This window comes from Streptomyces pseudovenezuelae, from assembly GCF_029892565.1.
GTDB lineage: Bacteria > Actinomycetota > Actinomycetes > Streptomycetales > Streptomycetaceae > Streptomyces > Streptomyces pseudovenezuelae_A.
In genome coordinates this window covers 440,744-466,203 of record NZ_JARXVH010000005.1, presented here as the reverse complement: position 1 = coordinate 466,203, position 25,460 = coordinate 440,744, and the positions used below count along the sequence as shown (strand labels likewise).

Genomic DNA, 25,460 nt, shown 5'->3' with positions numbered 1-25,460 from the left:
GTATACCCCCAGGGGGTATTCCCCAACAGGTTGTGCCGGGTCATGCGTCCCGGAGTTTCTTCAGCCGCTCCACGTCCGCCGCGTGCCCCTCCTTGCCGCCGGGTGTCTCGATGACCAGCGGGACGCCCTCGGTCGCGGGGTGGGTCATCAGCGCCCGGAACGGGTCCTCGCCGATGTGACCGGAGCCGATGTTCTCGTGCCGGTCCTTGTGCGCGCCCACGACGTCCTTGGAGTCGTTGGCGTGGATGAGCTTCAGTCGGCCCTCGCCGACGGTGTCCACCAGCAGGTCGAGGGTCTGGTGCATGCCGCTGGGGCCGGTCAGGTCGTGCCCGGCCGCGAAGATGTGGCAGGTGTCCAGGCAGACGCCCAGCTTCGGATGGGCGTCCAGCGCCTCGAAGTACGGCCCGAAGTCCCAGGTCCGCGAACACAGTGAGAAACCCTGCCCGGCCGTCGACTCCAGCAACAGGAACGGGTCGTCGTCGTGGGTGAGTTCGTCGAGCAGCGGCAGCATGTGCTCGCGCACCTGCCGCAGGGCCACGGACCGCTCCCGGCCGCCGGTCGCGCTGCCCGTGTGCACGACCACGCCGAGCGCCCCGATCTCCCGCGCGCGCCGCAACGAGTGCCGCAGCGACTCCACCGACTTCTCGACGGTGGCCTCGGTGTGCGAGCCGAAGTTGATCAGATACGGGGCATGGACGTACGCCGGGATCGACTCGGCCTCGCAGGCCGCCCGGAACTCCTCGTCCTGGCGCGGGTTGCCGTCCGGCGTGGCCCAGCCGCGCGGGTTGGCGACGAAGACCTGCACGGTCTCGGCCCGCAGCTCACGGGCGTAGGACAGCCCTACGGAGTTCAGACCGCCGGCCACGGGCACGTGACCGCCGACGGGGTTGCGGGAGGGGAACTGGCTCTTCACCCGTCCAGGGTGTCATGCGGTACGACCCGTTCCGGCACCGGATCGTGAGCCGGGCGTCCGGTGATGATCACCAGAACCCGACCCGGGCCGCCCGCGACGATCAGCGGATCTCGATGGTGATCGTCGACCCCTTGGGCGCCGTCTCCCCGCCCTCCACGGACTGGCTCTTGACGGTGTCGCCGAACAGGCCCAGCAGACCGCGGTCCTCGTCGACCTCGAAGCCGGCGTCCTCAAGAGCCTGCTTCGCGTCGTCGACGCTGTCGCCGGTGACGTCCGGGACCTCGACCTGCTCCGGACCCTTGGACACGGTCAGCGTCACCGTGTCGCCCTCGCCGACCTGGCTGTCGGCCTCCGGGGTCTGCGCGGCGACCTGGCCCTTGTCGTACTCGGAGTTGACCTGCTCGGCGGCGACCTTGACCTTCAGACCCGCGTCCTCCAGGTCGGCCTTCGCGTCGTCCAGGTCCTCGCCGGTGACGTCCGGGACGTCGACCGCGCTGCCCTTGCTGACGGTCAGCGCGATCGCCGAGCCGGCGTGCCGCTTGGTGCCCTCCGCCGGGTCCGTGGAGATCACGAAGCCCTTGGGGACGTCGTCGTCGAACTCCCGGGTGACCATGCCCGGTTCTAGGCCGTCCGTCTTCAGCAGGGCCTTCGCCTTCGCGAGGGCGTAGCCCTTCAGCGCGGGTACCGGCACGATCTCCGGGCCGTCGGAGACGGTCAGGGACACCGAGGCGTTGTCACGGATCCGGGTGCCGGGCACGGGGTCCGTGCTGATGACCGTGCCCCGCTTCACGGTGTCGCTGTAGGCGTGCTTGACCGTCCCGAGGTCCAGGCCCGCGTCGCCCAACTTCTTGCTCGCCTGGGCCTGCGTCTTGGCCAGCACCGCCGGGACCTTGGTGAACTGGCCGGAGTTGATGTACCAGACGCCCGCGCCGACGCCGAGGACGAGCAGGATCGCGACGACGATCGCGAGTGGCCCGCGCCGCCGGGCACCGCCCGCGCGACGCCGGGGCGGCAGGGGTGGGGGAGACGCCAGGACGCTGGTGCGGTGCAGCCCCCGTTGCCCCTCGTCCTCGTTGACCGGCAGCGGGCGCGGCACGGTCAGCGAGCGCGGGATGACACTCGTACGGTCCTCGGCGATGTCCCGGTCCGACGTGAGCGCCTGCGGCGGGACCGCGTCGAGCTGGTCGGGGCGGAGGGAGGCGCGCGTCTCGCGGGCGTGCGCGAGCAGCGCCACCGCGTCGTAGGGGCGCAGGTCGGGGGTGCGGGCGGTGGCCGAGGCGACCAGCTCGTCCAGCTCGTAGGCCAGGCCCGGCACGGCGGCCGAGGGCGGCGGGACGTCCTCGTGGATGTGCTTGTAGAGGACGGTGGCGGGGGAGTCGCCGTAGTGCGGGCGCTCGCCGGTCAGCATCTCGTACAGGACGACACCGCACGCGTACACGTCGACCCGGGGGTCGGCGGTGCCGTGCTCGATCTGCTCCGGCGCGAGGTAGGAGACGGTGCCCAGGACGGTCCCGGTGGTGTTGGTGACCGTGTCGACGGAGCGGACCAGGCCGAAGTCGGCGACCTTGACCCGGCCGTCGTCCCCTATGAGCACGTTCTCCGGCTTCATGTCGCGGTGCACGAACCCCGCGCGGTGCGCGGCGCCGAGCGCGGCGAGCACCGGCTCCAGGATGTCCAGGGCGGCGCGCGGCTGCAGTGCCCCGCGCTCGCGCAGCACGTCGCGCAGGGTGCAGCCGGCGACGTACTCCATGGCGAGATAGACGTACGACCCGTGGGCGCCCTGGTCGAAGACCTGCACCACGTTCGGGTGGGCCAGCCGGGCGACCGACTTCGCCTCCCGGATGAACCGGTCGACGAACGAGACGTCGGCCGCGAGCGCGGGGTGCATCACCTTCAGCGCGAGCACGCGGTCGAGGCGGGTGTCCACGGCCCGATAGACCGTGGCCATCCCGCCGACCGCGATCCGCGCGTCCACGCGGTAGCGCCCGTCGAGCACCTGCCCGACGAGAGGGTCCTGAAGGGTCGTATCCACGCAGGTGAGTGTACGAGCCGTGACCGACAGGCCTCTCGGTTCGGGCGATTTCGGGGCGTGACTGCAGCCGAGCTGTGACGGACGTCGCACCGAGTTCCGGCCATTGTCGAACGTTCGTTCAGAACGCGGGCCGCTCCGGATCGAGCCGCGCCAGCCCCTCCGCGGGCGAGGACGCGTCCGCGAAATGCCGCCGGGGAATGCGCCCCGCAAGGCGGGCCAGCCGCCCCGCCTCCACGGCGTGCCGCATCGCCTCGGCCATCAGCTGCGGCTCCTGCGCCCGCGTCACCGCAGAGGCGAGCATCACACCCGCGCACCCCAGCTCCATCGCGAGCGCCGCGTCCGAGGCGGTGCCGGCGCCCGCGTCCAGGATCACCGGCACACGCGCGTGCTCGACGATCAGCTGGAAGTTGTGCGGGTTGCGGATGCCGAGCCCGGAGCCGATGGGCGAGCCGAGCGGCATGACGGCCGCGCAGCCGACGTCCTCCAGCTTGCGGGCGAGGACCGGGTCGTCGTTCGTGTAGGGCAGCACCGTGAAGCCGTCGTCGACCAGGGTCTCGGCCGCGTCCAGCAGCTCGATCGGGTCGGGCAGCAGGGTGCGTTCGTCGGCGATGACCTCAAGTTTGACCAGGTCGGTGCCGAGCGCCTCGCGCGCGAGGCGGGCGGTGAGGACGGCCTCGCCCGCGGTGAAGCAGCCGGCCGTGTTGGGCAGCACCCGGATGCCGAGCCGGTCCAGGACGGACAGCACCGAGCCGTGCACCGAGGGGTCCACGCGCCGCATCGCGACTGTCGTCAGCTCGGTTCCGGACGTCACCAGGGCCCGCTCCAGGACGTCCAGGCTGGGCGCGCCGCCGGTGCCCATGATCAGGCGGGACGTGAAGGACGTACCGCCGATGACGAAGGGGTCGTCGGCCATGGGTCAGCCTCCTTGGACGGCGGTGAGGACCTCGACGCGGTCCCCCTCGGTGAGGGAGGTCGAGGACCACTGCCCGCGCGGGACGACGGTTTCGTTCAGGGCGGCGGCCACTCCGGAGGGGGCCGGGGTGAGGGCGCGTACGACGATGTCGAGAGCCGTGCCGGGGGCGAACTCCCGGGACTCCCCGTTGACGGAGATGTTCATGCGGGCTGCTCCAGGAGCGCGAAACGCTTCGGGGTGAAGGGGCGGGCCTCGTCCGGGAGTTCACCGGTGGCGAGGGCGTGCGCCAGGGCGTCGCCGGTGACCGGGGTCAGCAGCACGCCGTTGCGGTAGTGCCCGGTGGCCAGCAGCAGCCCGTCCAGCGCGGTCGGGCCGAGCAGCGGGGCGTTGTCGGGGGAGCCGGGGCGCAGCCCCGCGCGGGTCTCCGTCAGCGGCAGCTCGGTGATGCCGGGGACCAGCTCGTGCGCGTCCCGCAGCAGCTCGTACACCCCGCCCGCGGTGACCGTGGTGTCCCAGCCCAGCTCCTCGCTGGTGGCGCCGACGACCAGCTCGCCGCTCTCGCGCGGCACCAGGTAGACCTGGCTGCCGCGGACCATCGCGCGCACGGTACGGCTCAGGAAGGGCGCGTACCGCTGCGGCACGGTGAGCCGCAGCACCTGGCCCTTCACGGGGCGTACGGGCGGCAGCACCTCGTCCGGTACGCCCGCGAGACGGCCGCTGAGGCTGCCGGCGGCCAGCACGATCTGGTCCGCGTCCAGTTGGGTTCCGTCGGTGGTGGTGACCCCGGTGGCCCGGTCCCGTACGACGGTCAGGCGGTCGGTCCAGGTGCGGTGGAAGACCACGCCGGCCCGCTCGCAGGCGGTCACCAGCGCGCGTGCCAGGCGCCGGGGGTCGATCTGGTGGTCGCCGTCGACCCGCAGCCCGCCGCGCACGCCCGGCGCGAGCATCGGCTCCAGGCGCCGGCAGTCCCGCCCCGACAGCCACTCGGACTCCAGGCCCGACTGCCGCTGCAGGGCGTGCAGTTCGCGCAGATGGGCGCGGTCGTCGGCGTCCAGCGCGACGGCGAGCGTGCCGCACCGGCGATAGCCGAGGTCGTGGCCGGTGAGGTCGGTCAGCTCGGCCGCGAAGCCGGGGTAGCGGCGGGCCGAGGCGAGGTTCAGGCCCAGCAGGGTCTGCTCGCCGTAGTGCAGCTCCGTGACGGCGGCCAGCATGCCGGCGGCCACCTGGGCGGCCCCGCCGCCCGGTTCGGGATCCACGACGGCCGTCGCGAAGCCGCGCTGCGCGGCCCGCCAGGCCGTGACCAGGCCGATGATTCCGCCCCCGATGACGAGGACGTCTGAAGTACGTGACGACATGGGCGTCCAGCCCCTCCCTTCGCCGGCATGACCCGGATCAGGTTCGTACGGTCGGAGGCCGCCAGCCTCCCTCTCAGCCCGGTGCGTCCGGACTCCCGCGAGTGCTTGTACGTTGGCCAGCCTAGCCCTTGGTTCTACGCCTCTGTAAGGGAGCCTTCCGCCATGGCCCGCTCGCTGGACGGCCTCGTCCTCGCCCCCGTCGCCGACCAGGCCGCAGGTCAGGTGGGTACTCGTACCCGGTTCGCGTACCACGAGAAGGACGGCGAGATCTGGGCCGAGTACGCGGGTGGCGACGTCGTGCGCGGGCACCTCGTGGGCACTCGGTCAGGTGACCGGCTGGACTTCCGGTACGTGCAGCTGCGGGCCGACGGGACGACGGCCTCGGGGCACTGCGTGTCGGCGGTGGTGGAGCTGGCGGACGGGAGTGTGCGCCTTGAGGAGACCTGGGAATGGGAGTCGGGAGCGGGCAGCGGGACCAGTGTTGTGGAGCAGGTCACTGAGCACGACTCCTGACTGACTATTTGTCAGGTGTCTATGGTGATCAGGTGAGCGAGCAGACGCGGGACGAGAGCACGTCACCGAAGCGGCGCGTGGTCGTCGTCGGCGCGGGCATGGCCGGGGTGCAGACCGCGGTCGCCCTGCGGGAACAGGGCTTCACCGGCGGTGTCACCCTCCTCGGCGCCGAACCCCATCAGCCCTACGACCGGCCCCCGCTGTCCAAGGCCGTCCTGCTGGGCAAGGCCGAGGGCTCGGCCTTCGACGTCGACTTCGAGGCGCTCGGCATCGAACTGCGGCTCGGCCACGAGGTGTTGGGCGTCCGCCCCGCCGACCGCGCACTGGACACCGAGACCGGGCCGGTCCCGTACGACGTCCTGGTCCTGGCCACCGGCGCCGAACCGATCCGGCTGCCCGGCACCGACGGCGTGCCCGGCGTGCATCTGCTGCGCACCCTGGACGACGCCGAGCGGCTGCGCCCGGTGCTCGCCCGGCAGCACGACATCGTGGTCGTCGGCGCGGGCTGGATCGGCGCGGAGTTCGCCACCGCCGCGCGCGAGGCGGGCTGCGCGGTGACCGTCGTCGAGGCCGCCGACCGGCCGCTCGCGGGCGCGCTGCCCGCCGAGGTGGCGGCGCCGATGGCCGCCTGGTACGCCGACGCGGGCGTCACGCTGCGTACGCACGCACGCGTGGAGCGCGTCGAACCCGGCGAGGTGGTCCTGTCCGACGGCTCCCGGCTGCCCGCCGGCGCGGTCGTGGTCGGCATCGGCGCCCGCCCCGCCACCGGCTGGCTCGCCGACTCCGGCATCGCGCTCGGCGCCCACCGCGAGGTCCTGGCCGACGACCGGCTGCGCACCTCGACGCCGGACGTCTACGCGGTCGGCGACTGCGCCTCCTTCCCCTCCGGGCGGTACGGCGAGCGCCTGCTGGTCCACCACTGGGACAACGCCCTCCAGGGCCCGCGCACGGTCGCCGCGAACATCGTCGGCGAAGCGCCCCAGGTCTACGACCCCGTCCCGTACTTCTGGTCGGAGCAGTTCGGCCGCTTCGTCCAGTACGCCGGCCACCACCCGTCCGCCGACACGCTGCTGTGGCGCGGCGACCCGTCCGGGCCCGCCTGGTCCGTGTGCTGGCTGCGCGAGAACCGCCTGGTCGCCCTGCTCGCGGTGGGCCGGCCCAGGGACCTGGCCCAGGGGCGGCGGCTGATCGACGCGGGGGCCCTGATGGACCCGGAGCTGCTCGCGGACCCGGCGCGCCCGCTGAAGGTCGCGTCGGTCTGAGGCCGTTGGAAAACCGCAGGTAGGGCGGTCCCGGCTTCCGACTGTCAGTCCGGGATGGCAGGCTTGTCGACGTGACCGAGATTGACGCAAAGATCGATGCTCTCGTCCCCGCGTGGCTCACGCTCCCCGACATCGCCGAGCAGTTCGGCGTCGAGGTGACGCGTGTGCGGCAGCTGGTCAAGGACGGCCAAGTCATCGCCGTACGCCGTGGTGAGAACCGCGCGCTGCACGTCCCCGCCGCCTTCATCGACGAGGTCGAGCAGAAGGTCGTCAAGGGCCTGACCGGGACCCTGACGCTGCTGCGGGACGACGGCTTCACGGACGAAGAGATGCTGGAATGGCTCTTCACCCCCGACCCGAGCCTGCCCGGCACCCCCGCACAGGCCCTCGCCGAGAACCGCGGTACGGAGGTGAAGCGCCGCGCCCAGGCGCTCGCCGTCTGACCGGCAGCACCGCCTGAACAACCGCCCGGCGTACGGGCCGGGGCACGCACGACGCCACGGCCGTGGTCCCTTGCGGCCCGCGGCCACGCGACTGGTGCGGGTCGGCCCGTACGCCGGTGGCAGGGGTGGCCCGGGTGCCGGTGACGCGAGCGGACCGTGCATGAGCCGCTCGTACGCCCGGCCGGCCTCGTACGCCCGGCGACCGGGCCGGCCCCGCCGAACCGTACGCAACCGACCACCAGGGGGACCCGCACATGTCCGACACCGCACGCGCCGCGCTCGCCGGAGCCCGTGTCTACCTCTGCACGGACGCTCGCAAGCGCCAGGGCGACCTGCCGGAGTTCCTCGATGCCGCGCTGGCCGGCGGCGTGGACATCGTGCAGTTGCGCGACAAGGGCATGGAGGCGGCCGAGGAGCTGGAGCACCTGGCGGTCTTCGCCGACGCCTGCGCCCGGCACGGCAGGCTCCTCGCGGTGAACGACCGCGCGGACATCGCCCACGCCGCCGGCGCCGACGTCCTCCACCTCGGCCAGGGCGACCTCCCGGTCCCCGCGGCCCGCGCGATCCTCGGGGACGACGTCCTCATAGGCCGCTCCACGCACGCGGAGCCGGAGGCCGAGGCCGCCGCCGTCCAGGAAGGCGTCGACTACTTCTGCACCGGCCCCTGCTGGCCGACCCCCACCAAGCCCGGCCGGCACGCCCCCGGCCTCGACCTGGTCCGGCACACCGCCGCCCTCAACACCGACCGCCCCTGGTTCGCCATCGGCGGCATCGACCTCGCCAACCTCGACGAGGTGCTGGCGGCGGGCGCCCGCCGGGTGGTCGTGGTGCGGGCGATCACGGAGGCCGACGACCCCGGGGCAGCGGCGGCGGAGTTCGCGAAGCGGCTGCGGGAGGCGTGACGGGACGGGTGGTCCGTTGGGGACCGCGGGGCCGCCCGGCTGTCCGTTCGGTTGTCCGATGGGTGGACAACAGGCAGACAATCCGGGCAAATATCCGGCATCCGGTTGGGTGACCGCCGCCCCCTGGTTAACCTGCGGGTATGGCCCTCGGAACCGCATCCACCAGGACGGACCGCGCACGCACGGTGCGCGACATCCTGGCGTCCGGCAAGACGACGTACTCGTTCGAGTTCTCGGCGCCGAAGACCCCCAAGGGGGAGCGGAACCTGTGGGGCGCCCTCCGGAGGGTCGAGGCGGTCGCGCCGGACTTCGTCTCCGTGACGTACGGGGCCGGCGGTTCCACCCGCGCGGGCACCGTCCGGGAGACGCAGCAGATCGTCGCCGACACCACCCTGACCCCGGTCGCGCACCTCACCGCGGTCAACCACTCCGTCGCCGAACTGCGCAACATCATCGGCCAGTACGCCGACGCCGGGATCCGCAACATCCTCGCGGTGCGCGGCGACCCGCCCGGCGACCCCATGGCCGACTGGGTGCCGCACCCGCAGGGCCTGACCTACGCGGCCGAACTGGTGCGGCTCATCAAGGAGTCCGGCGACTTCTGCGTCGGCGTCGCCGCCTTCCCGGAGATGCACCCGCGCTCCGGCGACTGGGACAGTGACGTCGAACACTTTGTGGACAAATGCCGGGCCGGCGCCGACTACGCCATCACGCAGATGTTCTTCGAACCGGAGTCGTACCTACGCCTGCGCGACCGCGTGGCCGCCGCAGGCTGCGCGACCCCCGTCATCCCCGAGGTGATGCCGGTCACCAGCGTGAAGATGCTCGAACGACTTCCGCAGCTCAGCAACGCGTCGATCCCCTCCGTCCTGAAAGAGCGGATCCTCACAGCAAAAGACGATCCGGCGGCTGTACGCTCCATTGGGATCGAATTCGCCACGGAGTTCTGCGCGCGGCTCCTGGACGAAGGTGTGCCAGGACTGCACTTCATCACGCTCAACAACTCCACGGCGTCCCTGGAAATCTACGAAAACCTGGGCCTGCACCACCCCCCGCGGGCCTAGACCGGCCGCACGGACATACGACACACTGCGTAGCGGTCACTGGGAGAGGGGCGTACATGGGCTGGACGGTCCTCTACATCGCGTTCGGTATCGTCGCGCTGTGGCTGCTGGGCGAGGTGCTGCTGCAGTACAAGGCGCGGTTGCGCTGGCGACTGCTCGCCTTCGTCGGCTTCCTCGGCGTCGTGCTCGGGGTGCTGATCCCCTCGGTGATCGTCATCGGACTGGGTGCCGCCGCGTTCGCGGTCGGGCAGACCTACGTCACGCTGTCGTTCCGCCGCGGCTTTGCCTCCGGCTGGGCGGTCAGCCGGCCGGGCACCGGCGGTGACACCAAGCGCCGCCGCGGCGGCGAGCCCGACCACCAGGACCCGAACCTGGAGGTCTCCGACCTGCAGTCGGCCGAGGGCGGTTACGGCGACGGTGGCTACGCCGACGACCGCGCGGCCTACCGCCAGGACGCCGACGACTTCGACCGCGACGACGTCTTCGCCCCCGCCCGCTCCGCGCAGCCCACGGCCGCCGAGTCGACCGCGGTCTACGAGCCGCAGCCGCTGCCCGACGACACCGGTTCGTACGGCGTGTACAGCGAGGCCGCCTACGCCGCCGCCGCCAACAACGACCAGTCCGGCGCCTACCCCGGCCAGGACCAGTACGCGGCGGCCGCCCAGGGCGCCGAGCAGAACTACGCGTACGACTACTCGGGCTACGACCAGCAGCAGTACGGCTACGACACCACCGGCCAGCAGCAGTACGCGGCCTACTCCGACCCGTACATCGGCACCCAGTCCTACGGCGGCGGCTACGACGCCGGTTACGACCAGTACGGCCAGCAGCAGGGCTACAGCCAGGACCAGTACGGCAACACCGGCTACGGCACGGACACCCCCGGCAACGGCGTGTGGGTCCCGCAGCAGCGCACCGACGAGTCCTACGGCGGCGAACTCCCGCAGGAGCAGGCGTACCCGTACCAGGACAACGGGCAGGGCCAGCAGGACGGCCAGGGCCAGGGTCAGGGCCAGCAGCAGCACGGGTACGACGAGCAGCAGTACCGTTTCTGAGGCCTCAGCGGTGACCGCCGGAGCTCACTGAGGGTTCCGGCGTTCTCCGAGGGCCCCGGACGAGCCCGGAACTCACTGAGAGCCCCGGAACTCCGGCCCCTCCACGATCAGTCCGGCCACCAGCGCGCCCGACATGCCCGCATGCGGCAGGCCACCGCCCGGGTGCGACCAGCCGCCGACGGTGAACAGGCCGGGCAGGGCTGTGGTGTTGGCCGGGTGCAGCAGCGCGCCGCCGGCCGCGGCAAGCGAGGGCGCGGGTACGGCTCCGCCTTCCGTCCCGGTCGCCTCCGCTATGTCGGTCGGGGTGCGTACCTCATGCCACAGCAGACGCTCCCGAAGATCGGGTACGACCCGCTCGGCGACGTCGATCAAGTGCTGGGCGTGTCGCTCGTTGCCCTCGAACTCCGCCCGGCCCCCGTTGAGTTGGGCCGGCACCACCGCCGTGAGCCTGATCGCCTCGTGCTCGGCGTCCGGGACCAACCGCGGATCGTCGGGCCGCAGCACAGTGACCGTGGGTCTGGTGTCCGGCCCGGACGACGTGCCCGTGCCGAACAGCAGGTCCAACTCCCGCTCGCGGTCCTCCGCGTGTACGACGGTCCGATGCGCCGTCCCCTCCGGTCGTCCTCCGCGCAGCGCCAGCAGGACCGTCAGGCGGCTCGGCAGCCCCTTCTGCGGCGAGACCTCGCCGTCACCTCGAATCGCCGTACCTCGCAACCGGCTCAGCACGGCGGGCGCGACACCGGCGACCACGAAGTCCGCCTCCGCCACGGAACCGTCAGCGAGTTCCACGCCCGCCGCCCGGCCGTCCTTCTCCAGGATCCCGGTGACCTCGGTGCCGAAGTGGAACTCGACCCTGCGGGCCACGCACCGCTCGTACACCGCGCGCGCCAACTCCCGCAGACCGCCCCGGACATACCAGGTGCCGAAGGCATGCTCCAGGTACGGCAGGACGGCGGCGCTCGCCGGGGCGACGCGCGGATCCAGGCCGTACGCGAGCGCGTGGCTCTCCAGCAGGGCGGTCAGCCGGGGATCGCGCAGCTCCCAGGCGCCGATCTCGGCGAGCGTGGCCGCCCGCCGGGTGCGCAGCAGTCGCTTGTGCGGGACGGACGGGTAGGGCTCGCGCTCGGCCAGCACCAGCCAGTCGGACCACAGGGGCTCCTCCAGGAGGGGCCGGCGGGTGCGGTCCCAGGCCTCGCGGGCCCGCACCAGGAAGTCGCCCCAGCGGTCACCCGTGCCCGCGCCGAGCGCCTCGTCCAGGGCGGTGACGGTTCCCGCGCGTGAGGCATTCGGCAGCGCCACCTCGGTGCCGTCCGCGAAGACGTGCCGCGATGACGGATCGACCTGGACCAGCTCGACGCACGCCTCCAGCGGCTCCTTGCCGGTCTTCACGAACAGGTCGCGCCAGACCGCGGGCAGCGGCAGCAGACCGGGACCGGTGTCGAAGGCAAAGCCGTCCCGCTCGACGCGGCCCACCGCTCCCCCGTACGTCTCCCCATGCTCGTACACCGCCACCCGGTGGCCCGCGACGGCCAGCCGGGCGGCGGCCGCCATGGCGCCCATGCCGGCGCCGATCACCGCGATCCGTCCCATGCCTGCGACTTTATCGACCGCCACTGACAATCCCGGCACGGGCGGTCGGTCCTGCCGTCAGTCCGGCGGCCGGTCCACCCGTGAGACGAGTCTGCGCTCCTCGCGCCGCTGGGCCCGGCGGCGCAGATAACGGCGGATCCGGGAGATCAGGAAGATGAGCACCGTCAGTCCGGCCACCAGCAGCACGGCCGCGATGATCGCCGCCGCCTGGGGATGGAACATCGCGAACGTGACGATCCCGCCGACCCCGAGGTCCTCGGCCAGGCTCACGATCACATTGCTGAACGGCTCGGGCGAGGTGTTGATCGCCATCCGCGTCCCGGTCTTGACCGTGTGGCTGGCGAGAGCCGTCGAACCGCCGACCAGACCCGCAACCACGTCGTTCATCGACCCGCTCTGCCCGGCGAGCAGCGCGCCGACCCAGGCGCCGGCGACCGGCCGGATCACGGTGTGCACCGAGTCCCAGGCCGAGTCGAGGTAGGGGATCTTGTCGGCGACGGCCTCGATCAGGAACAGCACGCCGGCTGTGACGAGGACCTCAGGGCGCTGCATCGCCTCGGGGACGTCGTCGGTCAGTCCGGTGGCACCGAACACGCCGAGCAGCAGCACCACCGCGTAGGCGTTGATGCCGCTGGCCCAGCCGCTGGTGAAGACCAGGGGAAGTACGGACACGGAGGCGATCGTAACCAGTCGGCGAACCGGCGTCCTGGGGCTGAGTGCGGATGGCTGAGTATGCGTACCTAGTGGGTGAGTTGAGTACGCGCGCGGATGGGGCCCGACCTGCGTGAACGAGAGAGTGGAGACACGGAAAGGGGAACGGCTTCGGCACCGGCGACACGGGGCGCCGGAACGGAGCCGCCCACGATCCGCTCCTTCCGCCGGCACTGTCGGCGGGAGCGAGGCACGGGGGAACCCGGGGGAATGACCGGAACGGGGTCCCAACAGGGGGAACGGGGAAAACGGGGGAGCAGGAGAAGGCGCCGGTTCGAGGTGGCCCGCGGGGGACGCGGCCACAGCGGACCGGCGCTTTCGTGTGTCACGCCCCGTGACATCCCTTCCGTGTCACCCCCGGTGACCGCTGACGCGTCCCTGGAGCAGCCGGGACATCGCCGCGTGGACGTCGTCCAGGGAGCGTTCCGGCTGGAAGGACTGCCAGTCGAGGGCGACCACCAGGACCATGCCGACCAGCGCGGCCGCGGTCAGCCGGATGTCGATCTCGTCGCTGAACTCGCCGCCCGCCACACCGTCGCGCAGCACGTCCTCGACGACGGCGTTGACCTGCTGCCGCACCACCATGAGCGTGGACTGCCAGGTCCGGTTGGTACGCCACAGCTCTGCCACGTACAGCTGGGTGAAGGCCGGGTAGCGGGCGATGAAGCCGAGTCCCGCGCGGATCATCGCGTCCAGGGCGTCCACCTTGCTGCCGCCGTCCCGGGCCGTCTGCTCGGCGGCCTCCCGGAGCGAGGCGGTGAGGAGGCCTACGCCGTGTCGCAGCAGCTCCTCGAAGAGGACCGACTTGCTCGCGAAGTTGTAGTAGACCGTGCCCTTGGCGACCCCGGCACGCTCGGCGATCTCGTCCACCGTGGTGGCGGAGAAGCCCTGCTCGGCGATGAGCGTGACGGCCGCCTCGTAGAGCTTCTGTCGGGTGGCCTCGCGGCGGGTGCTGCCGCCCGACGGGATGCTGCTGCTTTCCATGGTCCCGATTCTCACAGGCTCAGCTCCGGGTGCAGACGGTCGAGGGTCCACACCTGGCGCCGGCGGGCCGACAGCGCGGTCAGTGCGAGGGCGCCCGCGGTGAAGGCGAGGAGCACCACGCACGCGTGCCACACCGGTCCGAGGCCGCCGCCCGTGATGAGCCTCCTGAGGGCCTCGACGACGTAACTCATCGGCAGGAAGGGGTGGATCGCGTTGAAGAAGCCCGGACTGGTCTGCACGGGGTAGGTGCCGCCCGCGGACGTCAACTGCAGCATCAGGAGGGCGAGTACGAGGATCCGGCCCGCCGCCCCGAAGCGCGCGTTCAGCCACTGCACGAGCGCCGCGAAGCACGCCGTGACCAGGAACAGGAAGCCCACGGTCCCGGCCGCCCGGACCATCTCCAGGCCGATCGCCCAGTGCAGCACGGACATCAGGGCCACCGTCTGGAGCACCCCGATCGCCACCACCGGCAGCCAGCCCGCCAGCGCGATCCGCCATGCCGAGGCACCCGCGGCGAGCGCCCGCCGGTTCATCGGCGCGATCAACATGTAGGCCACCATCGCGCCCACCCACAGGGACAGCGGGATGAAGTAAGGGGCGAAACCGGTGCCGTAGTTGGGTGCCTTGTGCAGGTCCTTGGAGACCAGCTGGACCGGGTCGGCCATGACGCCGGTGCGCTCGTCGCGGTCCCGCTTGTCGTAGTCGGGGATCTGCCCGGCGCCGTCGTGCAGCCCGCCCGCGAGCTTCCCGGAGCCGTCGACGAGCTTGTACATACCGCCGTTGAGATCCTCGGCGCCCGTCTTGAGCTTCCCGACGCCCGCGTCCAGGTCCGTAGCGCCCGAACTGGCCGTGCCGAGCCCCTTGTTGAGCTTCTCCGCACCCGTGGCGACCTTCCCCGCACCCTCGTTCAGCTTGTTGATCTTGGCGACGGCGCCGGCCAGATCCTCGGAGAGGTGGGGAGCGCGGTCGGCGAGCGCCTGGGCCTGTTCCTGAAGGGTGGCCAGGTTCTTGTCGAGCTTCTTCAAGTCGCCGTCCTGGTCGCCGATCAGCGTGTCCAGGTCGTCGGCGACCGTGGCCACCTCGGCGGCCGCGTCCTTGGCCTTCTTCAGATCGGAGCAGGCCGCGTCCGGCAGTACGGGGTTCACGCAGCGCGCCTTGTAGACGTCGTCCAGCGTGTCGGCGGCCGTGCGGGCGCCCTTGGCGGCGATCGGGGCCGCCTTCACCAGGGTGCCGAGATGGGCGCGGACGGCCTTCGAGGAGTCGGCGACCAACTGAGCCGTGTCGCCGATGGTCTTCTCGTTGTCCTTGAGGAAGGGCGCCACTTTCGCGTCGACGCCGTTGACCTTGTCGGCGAGCGTCCGCGTGCCGTCCGCCACCTGCGCGGAGCCGTCCGCCAGATCGCCGGCACCCCGGTCGAGCTTCTTCAGCCCCTTGGACAGCTTGCCGCTGCCGTCCTTGGCGTCCTTCAGCCCGTCGGCGAGATCCTGCGAACCCTTCTCCGCCTTCCCGATACCGCCCTTGAGCCGGTCGGCGCCGTCGGCCGCCTTCACGGTCTGGCCGTGGATGTCGGAGAACGAGATGAAGATCCGGTCCAGGAAGGACCGTGACGTCTTGGTGGACGCGGCCTGGCGCACCTCACTGAAGACCGTGCGCGAGATCTGCCCGACGATGTAGTTGTTCGCGTCGTTCGTACGCACCTGGAGCGCGCCCGTCTCGGGGGAGTCGCCCGCGCTGGAGGCGATCCGTCGGCTGAGGTCGGCCGGCATGGTCAGCGACAGGTAGTACGTCCCGTCCTCCACGCCCGCGTGTGCCTCGTCGGCTCTGACCTCGTGCCAGTCGAAGACGTCGCTGTCCCGCAGCCCCTTGGTGATGTCGTCGCCGGCCGAGACCTTCTTGCCGTCAGCGCTCGCGCCTTTGTCGTCGTTCACGAGGGCCACGGGGATGCGGTCGAGACGGCCGTACGGGTCCCAGAACGACCACAGGTACAGGGCGCCGTACAGCAACGGCAGCAGCAGGAGCGCGACCAGGGCGGCGCGGGGCAGCTTCCCCCGGCCGAAGCGCCTCAGCTCAAGAACGGCCAGTTTCGGCGAGCGCATCGGCCTGCTCCTCCTTCGGGGACGTATGCGTCGATTGCTTCGGGGACGGGTGCGTGGACACCGCGACGGTGCCTTCGGGGGCCTCGCTGCACACGGCGAGGACGGTGGTGCCGGACGCGGCGAGGGACCTCAACAACGCCCAGACCTCGGCCCGTTCGGCGTCCGCGAGCTTGAGGTCGGTGTCGTCCACGCCGAGCAGCCGCGGCCGGCCGACCAGGGCGAGGGCAACGGACAACCGCAGCGCCTCCAGCCGCTCCAGATCCCGTACGGCCGTCCGGGCGCCCTTGGGCAGGGCCGCGGGGTCCAGCCCGGCGGCGGCCAGCGCGCTGTCGATCCGCAGCCTCGCCTCCGCCACCCGCTCGGCCCGGGGGCGCAGCAGTCCGCGCAGGGAGTCGCCGAATCGCCGTTGCAGCAGCGCCCGTTCACGCAGGTGCTCGCCGACTGTCAGGGCCGGGTCGAGGTCGGTGACGCCGGGGACATGGGCGAGCCCGCTGACGTGTCGCACGGCTGCCAACTGCTTCGGCAGCCGCCACTCGCCCACGGTCGCCGAACCCTCCGTAGGCCTCATCCGCCCGGTGAGCGCGAGCAGCAGACACGTACGGCCGGAGCCGGACGGTCCCTCGATCGCGATCAGCGAGCCGGGCTCCGCGTCGAGCGCGACCCCGCGGAAGGCCCAGCCGCGCGGTCCCTTCAGCCCGAGATCCCGGGCCGTGATGCCGACACCGGACACGGTTCCCTCCATCCCCTTCACCCGTCCCCCACCTGCCCTGCTTTTGCACTGACTGGTCAGTGCAAAAACTATCCCGAACCTTAGATCGAAGCAAAAGCGCAGGTCAGATCGGATTGTCAGTGCCATACCGCACGATGGACACATACGGCCACACAGCCGTCACGCAGACGACAGGAGGTTCGTCATGGCCAGCTACCACGCAGCCGCCGCTCGCCGGCGCCGCGCCACCGGCCCTGCCCCCTCACTGACCGGACCGGCGAGCGATGTGCACCCCGTACTGCGCCGGACCACGGCCCCACCTGCCGCCCTCGACCTACTCGCCCAGGCCCGCGCCGGACTCGACGAGGCCGCCGTCCTGGAAACGTCCAACGAGCGTTACGCCACGGCCCATCTCGCCGCCCTGCGCACCGCCGCCGCGGTGCTCGCCGCCCGCGGGCGCCCCGAGCCGACCTCCCGACGGCGGGCCCGCATACGGAGCGCCTGGGAAGTGCTCCCCGAGATCGTGCCCGAACTCGCCGAGTGGAGCGCCCTGTTCGCCTCCGGCGCCCGACGCCGCGCCCGCGCCGAGGCCGGCATCCAGGGCGCGGCCAGCCGCCGTGACGCCGACGACCTGATACGCGACGTGGCGATGTTCCTCCGCCTCGTCGAGCGGATGCTGGTCCTCCAGCCGGTCCTCCCGCAACCACGCCAGGAAACCGATCGCCACGAGGGGGCCCAGGACGGTGACAGGGACCGCGACTACCCGGACGCGGGGTGAGGGGGCGTGCCAGACGCCAGGTCCGGACGCCCCAGGTCCGGCTCGTGAGACGGGTCGTCGGGCATGCCTGCGCGTGACCGGGTCCGGCAGTGGAGGCAATAGGGTGGAGGGCGCCTGAAGCCTCCCTCTCGCCCCGGCAGGGGAGGCGCCCCGTTCGCTCCGCCGCGCAAGAGGCGGTGCCGCGCCGAGGAGTCAACTGCCGTGTCGGACCCGATGCGCCCGCCCGTCTCCCAAGACCGCCCGCAAACGACGCCGCTGCGCTCCGACCCCAACCGTCCCCGCGCCTCCCTCCGTACCGCCGTCGTGTGGGAGGTCCTCCAGGACGCCCTCGACCGGCAGGTCAAGGCGACCGGCCGGGAGGCGCTGGACGTCCTCGACACCGGCGGCGGCAGCGGCAACTTCGCGGTGCCCGTCGCCCGCCTCGGCCACCGCGTCACCGTCGTCGACCCCAGCCCCAACGCCCTGTTCGCGCTGGAGCGCCGCGCCGCCGAGGCCGGTGTCGCCGACCGCGTCCAGGGCGTCCAGGGCGACGCCCACGGACTCTTCGACGTGGTCGAGCGCGGCGGCTACGACGCGGTGCTGTGCCACGGCGTCCTGGAGTACGTCGACGACCCGGCCGACGGCGTCCGCAACGTGGTGGCCGCCCTGCGCTCCGAGGGCGTCCTGAGCCTGCTCGCCGCCGGACTCGGCGGAGCCGTGCTCGCGCGAGCCCTCGCCGGCCACTTCAACGAGGCCCGCCAGGCCCTCACCGACCCGAACGGTCGCTGGGGCACGGGTGACCCCGTTCCGCACCGTTTCACCGCCGAACAGCTCACCGCGCTCGTCGAGGGCGCGGGCCTCACGGTCGGTGCCGTGCACGGCGTACGGGTCTTCGCCGACCTCGTCCCCGGCGTGCTCGTGGACACCGAGCCCGGCGCCCTGGAGGCGCTGCTCAAGCTGGAGGAGGCGGCGGCCGCGCTCCCCGCCTTCCACTCGGTCGCCACGCAGCTTCACGTGCTCGGTGAGACGCGGGGGGCCACCGAGGCCTGAGTGCCCTCCCGTGCCGCGCCGCTGATCAGGGACTTGGCTGCACATGGAGTACGCCACAGGCCCCCCGATCGGGCGCTCGTCGCCGTATGATCGAGGGAGACCACCCGGCATGACCGGTCGGCCGCTGGGGAATGGAAGATTCAGCGAGCCGGAATGTTCATGGCGGATTCCGGTTGGCCAATTGGCGCAGAGGGGCGGGTTTCACGGGGGCGATTCCCTGCCTATCCTGAAGGGACCCCCCGAGTCGCCCCGGCGACTGCACGATGAGGAGGACTCCGTGCCGCTCTCGGAGCACGAGCAGCGAATGCTCGAGCAGATGGAGCGAGCGCTGTACGCCGAAGATCCCAAGTTCGCGACAGCGCTTGAGGGAAGCGGGCTGCGCACGTACACCCGGCGACGGGTCTACCAGGCGGTCGCGGGCTTCCTCGTGGGTATCGCGCTCCTCATGGCTGGAATGGTCGCCAAGCAGGTCTGGCTCAGCGTGGTGGGATTCCTCGTCATGCTGGGCTGTGCGGTACTCGCCGTGACCGGCTGGCGCAAGGCCCCCAAGCCAGGTGAACAGCCCGCCGGTGCCCCGCAGGCGCGCCGTCAGGGACGGCAGAAGCGCTCCATGATGAACAGGATCGAGCAGCGCTGGCAGCGGCGCCGCGACGAACAGCAGGGCCAATAGCTCGACGAGCCGCTCTTCACCATGCGGTCGAAGGGGTGACCACCGGACGGGTGGTCACCCCTTCACGCATGCCCTGACGGCCGCGCCCATGCCGGGCGCATCCGCGGGAGCACCACGGTCGGTGGCAGGCGATCCGCGGGGACGGTCACGGGCGGCAGCGGGGCATGGGCCGGCATACGGCGGCACCGGCCGCCCGCCAACGGCATGCGGCGGCACCGGCAGAAGCTCGCCAGAAGCATGCGGTGGGCACTGGCACACGGCTGCCGACGGCCCTGTGGCGGGCAGCGGCAGACGGCCCTCCGGCGACCATGCCGCAGCCAAAGCACACGGCTGCCGACGCCCCTGCCTCGGGCAGCGGCAGACGGCCGCCAAAAGCACACGGCCCCGGCCTCCGGAGGGGATCTCCGAGAGGTCGGGGCCGTATCGCTCACACGGACGGCTCAGCCGCCCTGTTGCTGTCCGGACGGGCGTCGCACCAGCGTCGCCCACCGTTCGGCCCAGCGGGCCTTGAGGGCCGTCCAGCGGTCAGAGGCGTCCCAGAGCGCACGGACGGCCGAACGGGGCGCCACGACCGCACGCAGCCGCGTGGTCCGGCCGGCCCTGGACCGCAGGGCCACCCGCAGCTTGCGCACATCTTCGGCCAGCCCGGGCACGGCCCGCGGCTGCGGTGCGTACAGCACCTGCTCCACGGCGTGCGCCACCCGGTGCACCGACTCGGCAGGCTCCGGCTCCAGCTGTCCGAGCCGCACGATCCGCGCGGCCGCCTTGCGCGGGGTCAGCGCGTCGTCCGGCTCGATGCCGTAGTCCCAGGCCGTGTCCGTGAGCTCGCGCCAGACGGCCAGGACATGCCCGGCGGCCACCTCGGCGGAGTACTCGGGCACGATCTCTCCCGGCAGGGCCGCCACGGAGACACCGTCGGCGGTGGCCGGATCGCCGGCTCCCGCCTTGCGCCGGCCGTGCGGCAGCCCCGGGCCGGACGAGGCGTGCTGGGCCGAGGCCAACCGCACCTGGCGCCTTCTCAGCCGCCACAGCATGGGCAGCAGCGGTACGACGACCGCCAACAGGCCGAGCAGCGTCCAGCCCGCGATCTCGTACCAGGGCGGGCCGACGTCGCCCGGCGTCGACGTGTCCAGCGGGAGCGCGCCCGCGCAGGCCTCCAGCTTCTTGTCCTGCGCGGCGCAGCTGGTGCTCGCCGACGGCGCCGCCGAGGTGGACGCGCCCGCGGACGTCGAGGGACGTGCCACGTCGGGGAGCGTGCTGCCGGGCGCCTCCGTCTGGGTGTACGAGGGGGTCGTACCGCGGTTCGGGGTCGGCTCGAAGCGGGTCCAGCCCACGCCCTCGAAGTACAGCTCGGGCCAGGCGTGCGCGTCCTTCAGACCCACCGTCACCGAACCGTCCGCCTGCGGCGATCCGGGGGCGAAGCCTACCGCGACCCGGGCCGGGATGCCCAGGCTGCGGGCCATCGCCGCCATCGCGAAGGAGAAGTGGACGCAGAAGCCCTGCTTGTCCTTCAGGAACTTGGCTATCGCCGTCGGTCCGGTGCCGACGTCCACCTGGGTGTCGTACTCGAAGCCGCCGTCGAGGGTGAAGTAGTCCTGGAGCTTGACCGCCTGCTCGTAGTGGTTCGTCGCCCCCTCGGTGACCTGGCGGGCCGTGTCGGCGACCACCGCGGGCACCGAGTCCGGCACCTTGGTGTAGTCGCGCTTCAGGGCGGCGGGCGGCTCCGGCGCGTCGGCGAGCTGCTCGGCCGTCGGCTGCACGTCCAGGCTCTTGACCGTGTACGTCTCTCCGCGCGTGGTCTGGCCGTGGTCGCCGACGAGCGTCATGCCCACCGGCTCGTAACGCCAGTTGCCCGTGATGTCCACGCCGCTGGGCGGATAGGGCATCGGCAGCCAGTCCTGGGCGTACCAGTCGGCGGCCGAGACGCGGGTCTCGATCTCCGCCCGCTTGACGTCGCCGCTGAGCCCGGTCGGGGTGGGCAACTGGTCGGGTACGGAGGTGATGTGACGCTTGGCCGGCTTCCAGGTGCTGCCGTCGAAGTCGTCCAGCGAGACGATCCGCAGGTACATGTCCGAGATGTCGTCGCTGTTGGTCTTCAGGGACAGGACCTGGCGGTCCTCGTCCACGTTCAGGCTGTCGCGCAGCGAGACGAGGGGGTTCACCGCGGAGATCGTGCCCCCGCTGCCGTTGCCCGCGCCGACTCCCGTGCCGGCGCCGTCCAGCAGGCCGCCGTCCATCGACGGCAGGGCGATGGGCACCACCAGGGCGAGGCCGAGTGCGACCACGCCGATGCGCCGTCCCGCGCGGACCGGCGCCACCGCGCCGGGCTCGCTGCCCGGAGTGCGTGCCGCCGCGCCGAAGACCCGGCCCCACTGCGAGAGCCGGTCTCTGCCCTCGGCCAGCAGCAGCATCAGATAGCCGCCCGCCGCGACCAGGAACCACAGCCAGTCGGCGCCGCCCTCGGACAGCCCGGCGGCAACCGAGTACAGCGCGAGCAGCGGCAGGCCGGCCGGTGCCGCGCTGCGGAAGGTCACCGCGAGGGTGTCCACCGCGAGCCCGATCACCAGGACGCCGCCGAGGATCATCAGCCGGATGCCGTCGGACTCCAGCGGGGCCGGGATCGCGAACCGCGAGATGTCGTCACTGCCCTGCTGCAGCAGGTCGGCGAAGTGCTGGAAGGCCTGCGGACCCGGCACGATGCCGAGGACGGCCTGCTGCCGGGCGAAGATCAGGGTCAGCATCATCAGCGTGACCAGGGCCTGCGCGGCCACGGTCAGCGGCCGGGCCAGCGGCACCCGGCGGGTCGCCGCGCCCACCCCGGTCTGCACGGCCAGCAGGAACGCCGCCTGCAGGATCCAGATGGCTGGCTCGACCAGCGGCAGCAGGGCGCAGGACGCCAGCAGCGTGGCCGCCCAGGCGAACACCGCCAGTCGTGCCCTCCCGCTCATGATCCCGTCCCCTCACCTATCGTCCCGCCGGCGGCGGTCAGGCCCGTGCGCTCACGGTCCGCCTGGCGCCACAGCTCGGTCAGCGAGGCCGCGCGCGGTACCTGCACCGCGGTCCAGCCCGCCTCCCGCAGCATCCGCAGCCGGTCCTCGCTCCTGTCCAACGCCCCGGGCACATCGGTCGGTTCCCGCACCCAGGAGTCGCTGTCCAGCAGGAAGGCGACCGCGCCGCCGCTGCGCTGGCGCATCTTGGCGGCCACCGCGGCCTGTTCCTCGTCGAGGTCGCCGAAGAAGGCCACCAGCAGCCCCTCGTTGCCGCCGCGCAGCACGTCGTAGGCGCGGGACAGGCCCGTGCCGTCGGAGTGGTCGATCACCGCGAGCGTGTCCATCATCAGGCCGGCCGCGTCCGCCGTCTCCTGACTGGCGCCCGCGAACCCGTCGGCGCCCTCGCCGGGCACCGAGTTGCCCGTGTCCGTCAACAGCCGTACGGAAAAGCCCCGTTCGAGCATGTGCACCAGCACCGAGGCGGTGGCTCCCACGGCCCACTCGAAGGCCGAGTCCGGGCCGGCTCCCTCGAAGGCGAGGCCCCGGGTGTCGAGCAGCACCGTGCACCGGGAGCGCTGGGGCTGCTCCTCGCGGCGCACCATCAGCTCGCCGTAACGAGCCGTCAGCCGCCAGTGGACGCGGCGCAGATCGTCGCCGTAGCGATACCCGCGCGGGATCACGTCGTCCTCGCCGGCCAGGGCGAGCGAGCGCTGCCGTCCCTCGCCGTACCCCTTGGACTCGCCGGTCAGCCGCACCGGCGGCAGCGCCTCCACGCGCGGGATCACCGTCAGGGTGTCGTACGTCGAGAAGGAGCGGGTCAGCTCGCACATCCCGAACGGGTCGGTCAGGCGCAGCTGGAGGGGGCCCAGCGGATAGCGGCCGCGCAGGTCGGAGCGGACCCGGTAGGACACCTCGCGGCGGCCGCCCGGCTCCACCCGGTCGAGCACGAAGCGGGGCCGCGGGCCCAGGACGTAGGGCACCCGGTCCTGGAGCATCAGCAGGCCCGTGGGCAGCCGCGAGACGTTGTCCATCCGCAGGTGGACGCGGGCCTCGCTGCCGGCGGGCACGCGCGCGGGGGAGAGCCGGCGGCTGCCGGCCACCCGGTAGCGCGTGCGGTACAGGAACAGCGCGCAGACCAGGGGCAGCGCGGCGAGCAGCAGGCCGACCCGCAGCAGGTCGCTCTGGCCCAGGACGTAGGCGCAGATCGCGGCCGCGATGCCGGCCGCGAGGAAGGAGCGGCCGCGGGTGGTCAGACCCGCGAGGGCCGTACGGACGCCGCCCTTCTCGTCGCGCTCGGCGTCCGGCTGCCCGGTGCTCCCGGAGGACATCACAGCCTCCGCGGCGGCTGCTGGCCGTATCCGGGCGAGCCGTGGCCGATGCCGTAGCCGCCCTGCTGCTGGGGCGTCGCGGGCACCGGGGTGCGCTGCAGGATCTCCTGGACCACCTGCTCCGCCGTGCGGCGGTTGAGCTGGGCCTGGGCGGTCGGCAGCAGCCGGTGGGCCAGGACGGCGACGGCGAGTGCCTGGATGTCGTCCGGCAGGGCGTACTCGCGGCCGCTGAGTGCGGCGGACGCCTTCGCCGCGCGCAACAGATGCAGCGTCGCGCGCGGTGAGGCGCCGAGTCTGAGGTCGGGGTGCGTGCGCGTGGCGGAGACCAGGTCCACCGCGTACCTGCGGACCGTGTCGGCCACGTGGACGCCCCGGACGGCCTCGATCAGCTTCACGATGTCGTGCGCGTGCGCCACCGGCTGCAGGTCCTCCAGTGGGGACACCCCGCCGTGCACGTCGAGCATCTGCAGCTCGGCCTCCACGCTGGGGTAGCCCACCGAGACCCGGGCCATGAAGCGGTCCCGCTGCGCCTCGGGCAGCGGGTAGGTGCCCTCCATCTCGACCGGGTTCTGCGTGGCCACCACCATGAAGGGGCTGGGCAGCTCGTAGGTCGTTCCGTCGATGGTGACCTGACGTTCCTCCATGGACTCCAGGAGCGCGGACTGGGTCTTCGGCGACGCTCGGTTGATCTCGTCACCGATCACGATCTGCGCGAAGATCGCGCCCGGTTTGAACTCGAAGTCCCGGCGCTGCTGATCCCAGATGGACACCCCTGTGATGTCCGAGGGGAGCAGGTCAGGGGTGAACTGGATTCGCCGTACCGAACAGTCGATGGACCGTGCCAGCGCTTTCGCCAGCATCGTCTTGCCCACGCCGGGGACATCCTCGATCAGAAGATGTCCCTCGGCGAGCAGCACGGTCAGCGAAAGCCGTACGACCTCGGGCTTGCCCTCGATCACTCCTTCCACCGAACTGCGGACACGCTCCACAGTGGCGGTCAGATCAGTGAGGCTCGCTCGATCGTCATAGGTCGTCACCCGGCCCTCCTCGGCCCGTTCTTTCTCCGGGCCGTCGCGCTGTGATGCGGACCGGCCCACCCCGAACACGGACACCGCGCGTAAAAAGTTCCGCGCGACGCCACACCCGCATTCTTGCTGCCGTTACCGTTTCGTGTCACTCGACTGTGGACAACTGGCCGCGATATGTCGGGTTTTACCGTGCTTGGGCTCCAGCATGCCTGGGATTTACGCAGAACGAGAGCCGCCAGAGGGGCCTGAAGAGGGTGGTTACGCCGGGTCGACCTCGCGCAGCAGGCCGCTTTTCACGTCGAACACGAAGCCGCGCACATTGTCGGTGTGCAGCAGGAACGGCGAGGTGCGCACGCGCTGCATGGACTGGCGTACGTCCTGGTCGACGTCCCGGAAGGACTCCACGGCCCAGGCCGGGCGCTGGCCGACCTCCAGTTCCAGTTCGGTGCGGAAGTCCTCCGTGAGGGCCTCCAGGCCGCAGCCGGTGTGGTGGATCAGGACGATGCTGCGGGTGCCGAGCTTGCGCTGGCTGATGGTGAGCGAGCGGATCACGTCGTCGGTGACCACACCGCCCGCGTTGCGGATGGTGTGACAGTCGCCGAGCTCGAGGCCGAGCGCGGCGTGCAGGTCCAGGCGGGCGTCCATGCAGGCCACGATGGCGACGTGCAGGACAGGGCGGGCGTCCATCCCGGGATCGGAGAAGGCGGCGGCGTACCGTCCGTTCGCCTCGACGAGGCGGTCGGTCACGGTGCCGCCGTCGGATATGGCGCCTTCGGTTGCGGTGGCAGCGGATGCAGAAGTCGTCATATCTACGACGGTACTGGTCACCGCCGTTCCGGTCCTGTGGTGAGAAGGGAAAAAGAGCGTCATCACGTGCTCTGTGTGAGGTAAGCCACACGAGGGAGGGGGCTGCGCCCGCCCGGGTGATTTCTCCCGGTTCGCAGCTTCGTCCGACGGCCCGGCCGCGACGCGCAGGCCGGTTGATTGACCGCGAGAGACCGTGGACTAAAGTGACGCGAAGCGGGAGCCGAGGCGTTCCCCGCTGGACTGAAATCCCCAGGAGACCCCGGCGGCAGCGCCGGAAATCTCCCCGCG

23 protein-coding genes and 1 riboswitch are annotated in these 25,460 nt (G+C 72.0%); of the genes, 9 read left to right on the top strand and 14 right to left on the bottom strand.

Annotated elements, in window-relative coordinates:
* Positions 1–40: 40 nt before the first annotated feature.
* From M2283_RS18565 to thiO, 5 genes are all read right to left on the bottom strand, one after another.
* Entirely contained in the window at positions 41–913 is an 873-nt protein-coding gene (locus tag M2283_RS18565) for a deoxyribonuclease IV (RefSeq protein WP_280877379.1), read from the bottom strand.
* Between the two features lie 100 nt (positions 914–1,013).
* Positions 1,014–2,945: a Stk1 family PASTA domain-containing Ser/Thr kinase gene (pknB, locus tag M2283_RS18560; protein WP_280877378.1), complete on the bottom strand. Its 1,932-nt coding sequence runs from the start codon at positions 2,943–2,945 to the stop codon at positions 1,014–1,016.
* Positions 2,946–3,063: 118 nt separating this feature from the next.
* The gene (locus M2283_RS18555) at positions 3,064–3,858 is read right to left on the bottom strand and encodes a thiazole synthase (RefSeq protein WP_280877377.1); all 795 of its coding nucleotides are present in this window, start codon (positions 3,856–3,858) and stop codon (positions 3,064–3,066) included.
* Between the two features lie 3 nt (positions 3,859–3,861).
* Positions 3,862–4,062, bottom strand: coding sequence for a sulfur carrier protein ThiS (gene thiS / locus M2283_RS18550; RefSeq protein WP_280877376.1), 201 nt, complete (start codon positions 4,060–4,062; stop codon positions 3,862–3,864).
* On the bottom strand, positions 4,059–5,213 hold the full coding sequence (gene thiO / locus M2283_RS18545) for a glycine oxidase ThiO (RefSeq protein ID WP_280877375.1): 1,155 nt from the start codon (positions 5,211–5,213) through the stop codon (positions 4,059–4,061). The genes thiS and thiO overlap by 4 nt, the downstream gene beginning before the upstream one ends.
* Positions 5,211–5,322, bottom strand: a riboswitch (TPP riboswitch). It overlaps the preceding gene by 3 nt.
* A gap of 53 nt (positions 5,323–5,375) precedes the next feature.
* Between thiO and M2283_RS18540 the strand changes: the two genes are divergently transcribed.
* The 6 genes from M2283_RS18540 to M2283_RS18515 all read left to right on the top strand — a co-directional run bounded on the left by M2283_RS18540 (position 5,376) and on the right by M2283_RS18515 (position 10,452).
* Positions 5,376–5,726 (top strand): hypothetical protein, encoded by a 351-nt coding sequence (locus M2283_RS18540; protein ID WP_280877374.1) that lies wholly within the window; start codon positions 5,376–5,378, stop codon positions 5,724–5,726.
* Positions 5,727–5,758: 32 nt separating this feature from the next.
* Complete coding sequence (locus M2283_RS18535) at positions 5,759–6,988, top strand: NAD(P)/FAD-dependent oxidoreductase (protein WP_280877373.1); 1,230 nt, start codon at positions 5,759–5,761, stop codon at positions 6,986–6,988.
* Between the two features lie 71 nt (positions 6,989–7,059).
* Positions 7,060–7,431, top strand: a complete 372-nt coding sequence (locus M2283_RS18530; protein WP_280877372.1) for an Rv2175c family DNA-binding protein — start codon at positions 7,060–7,062, stop codon at positions 7,429–7,431.
* Between the two features lie 254 nt (positions 7,432–7,685).
* Positions 7,686–8,333, top strand: a complete 648-nt coding sequence (thiE, locus tag M2283_RS18525; RefSeq protein ID WP_280877371.1) for a thiamine phosphate synthase — start codon at positions 7,686–7,688, stop codon at positions 8,331–8,333.
* Between the two features lie 140 nt (positions 8,334–8,473).
* The gene (metF, locus tag M2283_RS18520) at positions 8,474–9,397 is read left to right on the top strand and encodes a methylenetetrahydrofolate reductase [NAD(P)H] (protein WP_280877370.1); all 924 of its coding nucleotides are present in this window, start codon (positions 8,474–8,476) and stop codon (positions 9,395–9,397) included.
* Positions 9,398–9,453: 56 nt separating this feature from the next.
* Positions 9,454–10,452 carry a hypothetical protein gene (locus M2283_RS18515; protein ID WP_280877369.1) on the top strand — a complete coding sequence of 333 codons (999 nt, stop codon included), beginning with the start codon at positions 9,454–9,456 and terminating at the stop codon, positions 10,450–10,452.
* A gap of 72 nt (positions 10,453–10,524) precedes the next feature.
* Here the strand turns inward: M2283_RS18515 and M2283_RS18510 are convergent, their stop codons facing one another.
* The 5 genes from M2283_RS18510 to M2283_RS18490 all read right to left on the bottom strand — a co-directional run bounded on the left by M2283_RS18510 (position 10,525) and on the right by M2283_RS18490 (position 16,575).
* The gene (locus M2283_RS18510) at positions 10,525–12,042 is read right to left on the bottom strand and encodes a phytoene desaturase family protein (protein ID WP_280877368.1); all 1,518 of its coding nucleotides are present in this window, start codon (positions 12,040–12,042) and stop codon (positions 10,525–10,527) included.
* Positions 12,043–12,099: 57 nt separating this feature from the next.
* On the bottom strand, positions 12,100–12,714 hold the full coding sequence (locus tag M2283_RS18505) for a DUF4126 domain-containing protein (RefSeq protein ID WP_280877367.1): 615 nt from the start codon (positions 12,712–12,714) through the stop codon (positions 12,100–12,102).
* Positions 12,715–13,104: 390 nt separating this feature from the next.
* Positions 13,105–13,737: a TetR/AcrR family transcriptional regulator gene (locus M2283_RS18500; protein ID WP_280877366.1), complete on the bottom strand. Its 633-nt coding sequence runs from the start codon at positions 13,735–13,737 to the stop codon at positions 13,105–13,107.
* Positions 13,738–13,748: 11 nt separating this feature from the next.
* The gene (locus M2283_RS18495; RefSeq protein WP_280877365.1) at positions 13,749–15,833 is read right to left on the bottom strand and encodes a YhgE/Pip domain-containing protein; all 2,085 of its coding nucleotides are present in this window, start codon (positions 15,831–15,833) and stop codon (positions 13,749–13,751) included.
* Positions 15,805–16,575, bottom strand: a complete 771-nt coding sequence (locus M2283_RS18490) for an ATP-binding cassette domain-containing protein (protein WP_280877364.1) — start codon at positions 16,573–16,575, stop codon at positions 15,805–15,807. Before M2283_RS18490 ends, M2283_RS18495 begins: the two co-directional genes overlap by 29 nt.
* 172 nt (positions 16,576–16,747) lie before the next feature.
* Here M2283_RS18490 and M2283_RS18485 point away from each other — a divergent pair, with 172 nt between their 5' ends.
* The 3 genes from M2283_RS18485 to M2283_RS18475 all read left to right on the top strand — a co-directional run bounded on the left by M2283_RS18485 (position 16,748) and on the right by M2283_RS18475 (position 19,019).
* Complete coding sequence (locus tag M2283_RS18485; protein WP_280877363.1) at positions 16,748–17,320, top strand: SAV_6107 family HEPN domain-containing protein; 573 nt, start codon at positions 16,748–16,750, stop codon at positions 17,318–17,320.
* 201 nt (positions 17,321–17,521) lie between these two features.
* Positions 17,522–18,349, top strand: coding sequence for a methyltransferase (locus tag M2283_RS18480; protein WP_280877362.1), 828 nt, complete (start codon positions 17,522–17,524; stop codon positions 18,347–18,349).
* Between the two features lie 277 nt (positions 18,350–18,626).
* Positions 18,627–19,019, top strand: a complete 393-nt coding sequence (locus M2283_RS18475; RefSeq protein ID WP_280877361.1) for a DUF3040 domain-containing protein — start codon at positions 18,627–18,629, stop codon at positions 19,017–19,019.
* Between the two features lie 440 nt (positions 19,020–19,459).
* Here M2283_RS18475 and M2283_RS18470 read toward each other — a convergent pair whose 3' ends face one another.
* The 4 genes from M2283_RS18470 to M2283_RS18455 all read right to left on the bottom strand — a co-directional run bounded on the left by M2283_RS18470 (position 19,460) and on the right by M2283_RS18455 (position 25,235).
* Positions 19,460–21,967, bottom strand: a complete 2,508-nt coding sequence (locus M2283_RS18470) for a transglutaminase TgpA family protein (RefSeq protein WP_280877360.1) — start codon at positions 21,965–21,967, stop codon at positions 19,460–19,462.
* A complete protein-coding gene (locus tag M2283_RS18465) occupies positions 21,964–23,337 on the bottom strand; it encodes a DUF58 domain-containing protein (RefSeq protein ID WP_280877359.1) in 1,374 nt (457 codons plus the stop codon). The genes M2283_RS18470 and M2283_RS18465 overlap by 4 nt, the downstream gene beginning before the upstream one ends.
* Positions 23,337–24,374 carry an AAA family ATPase gene (locus tag M2283_RS18460; protein WP_280877358.1) on the bottom strand — a complete coding sequence of 346 codons (1,038 nt, stop codon included), beginning with the start codon at positions 24,372–24,374 and terminating at the stop codon, positions 23,337–23,339. Before M2283_RS18460 ends, M2283_RS18465 begins: the two co-directional genes overlap by 1 nt.
* A gap of 249 nt (positions 24,375–24,623) precedes the next feature.
* Positions 24,624–25,235, bottom strand: a complete 612-nt coding sequence (locus M2283_RS18455; protein ID WP_432423094.1) for a beta-class carbonic anhydrase — start codon at positions 25,233–25,235, stop codon at positions 24,624–24,626.
* Positions 25,236–25,460 lie beyond the last annotated feature (225 nt).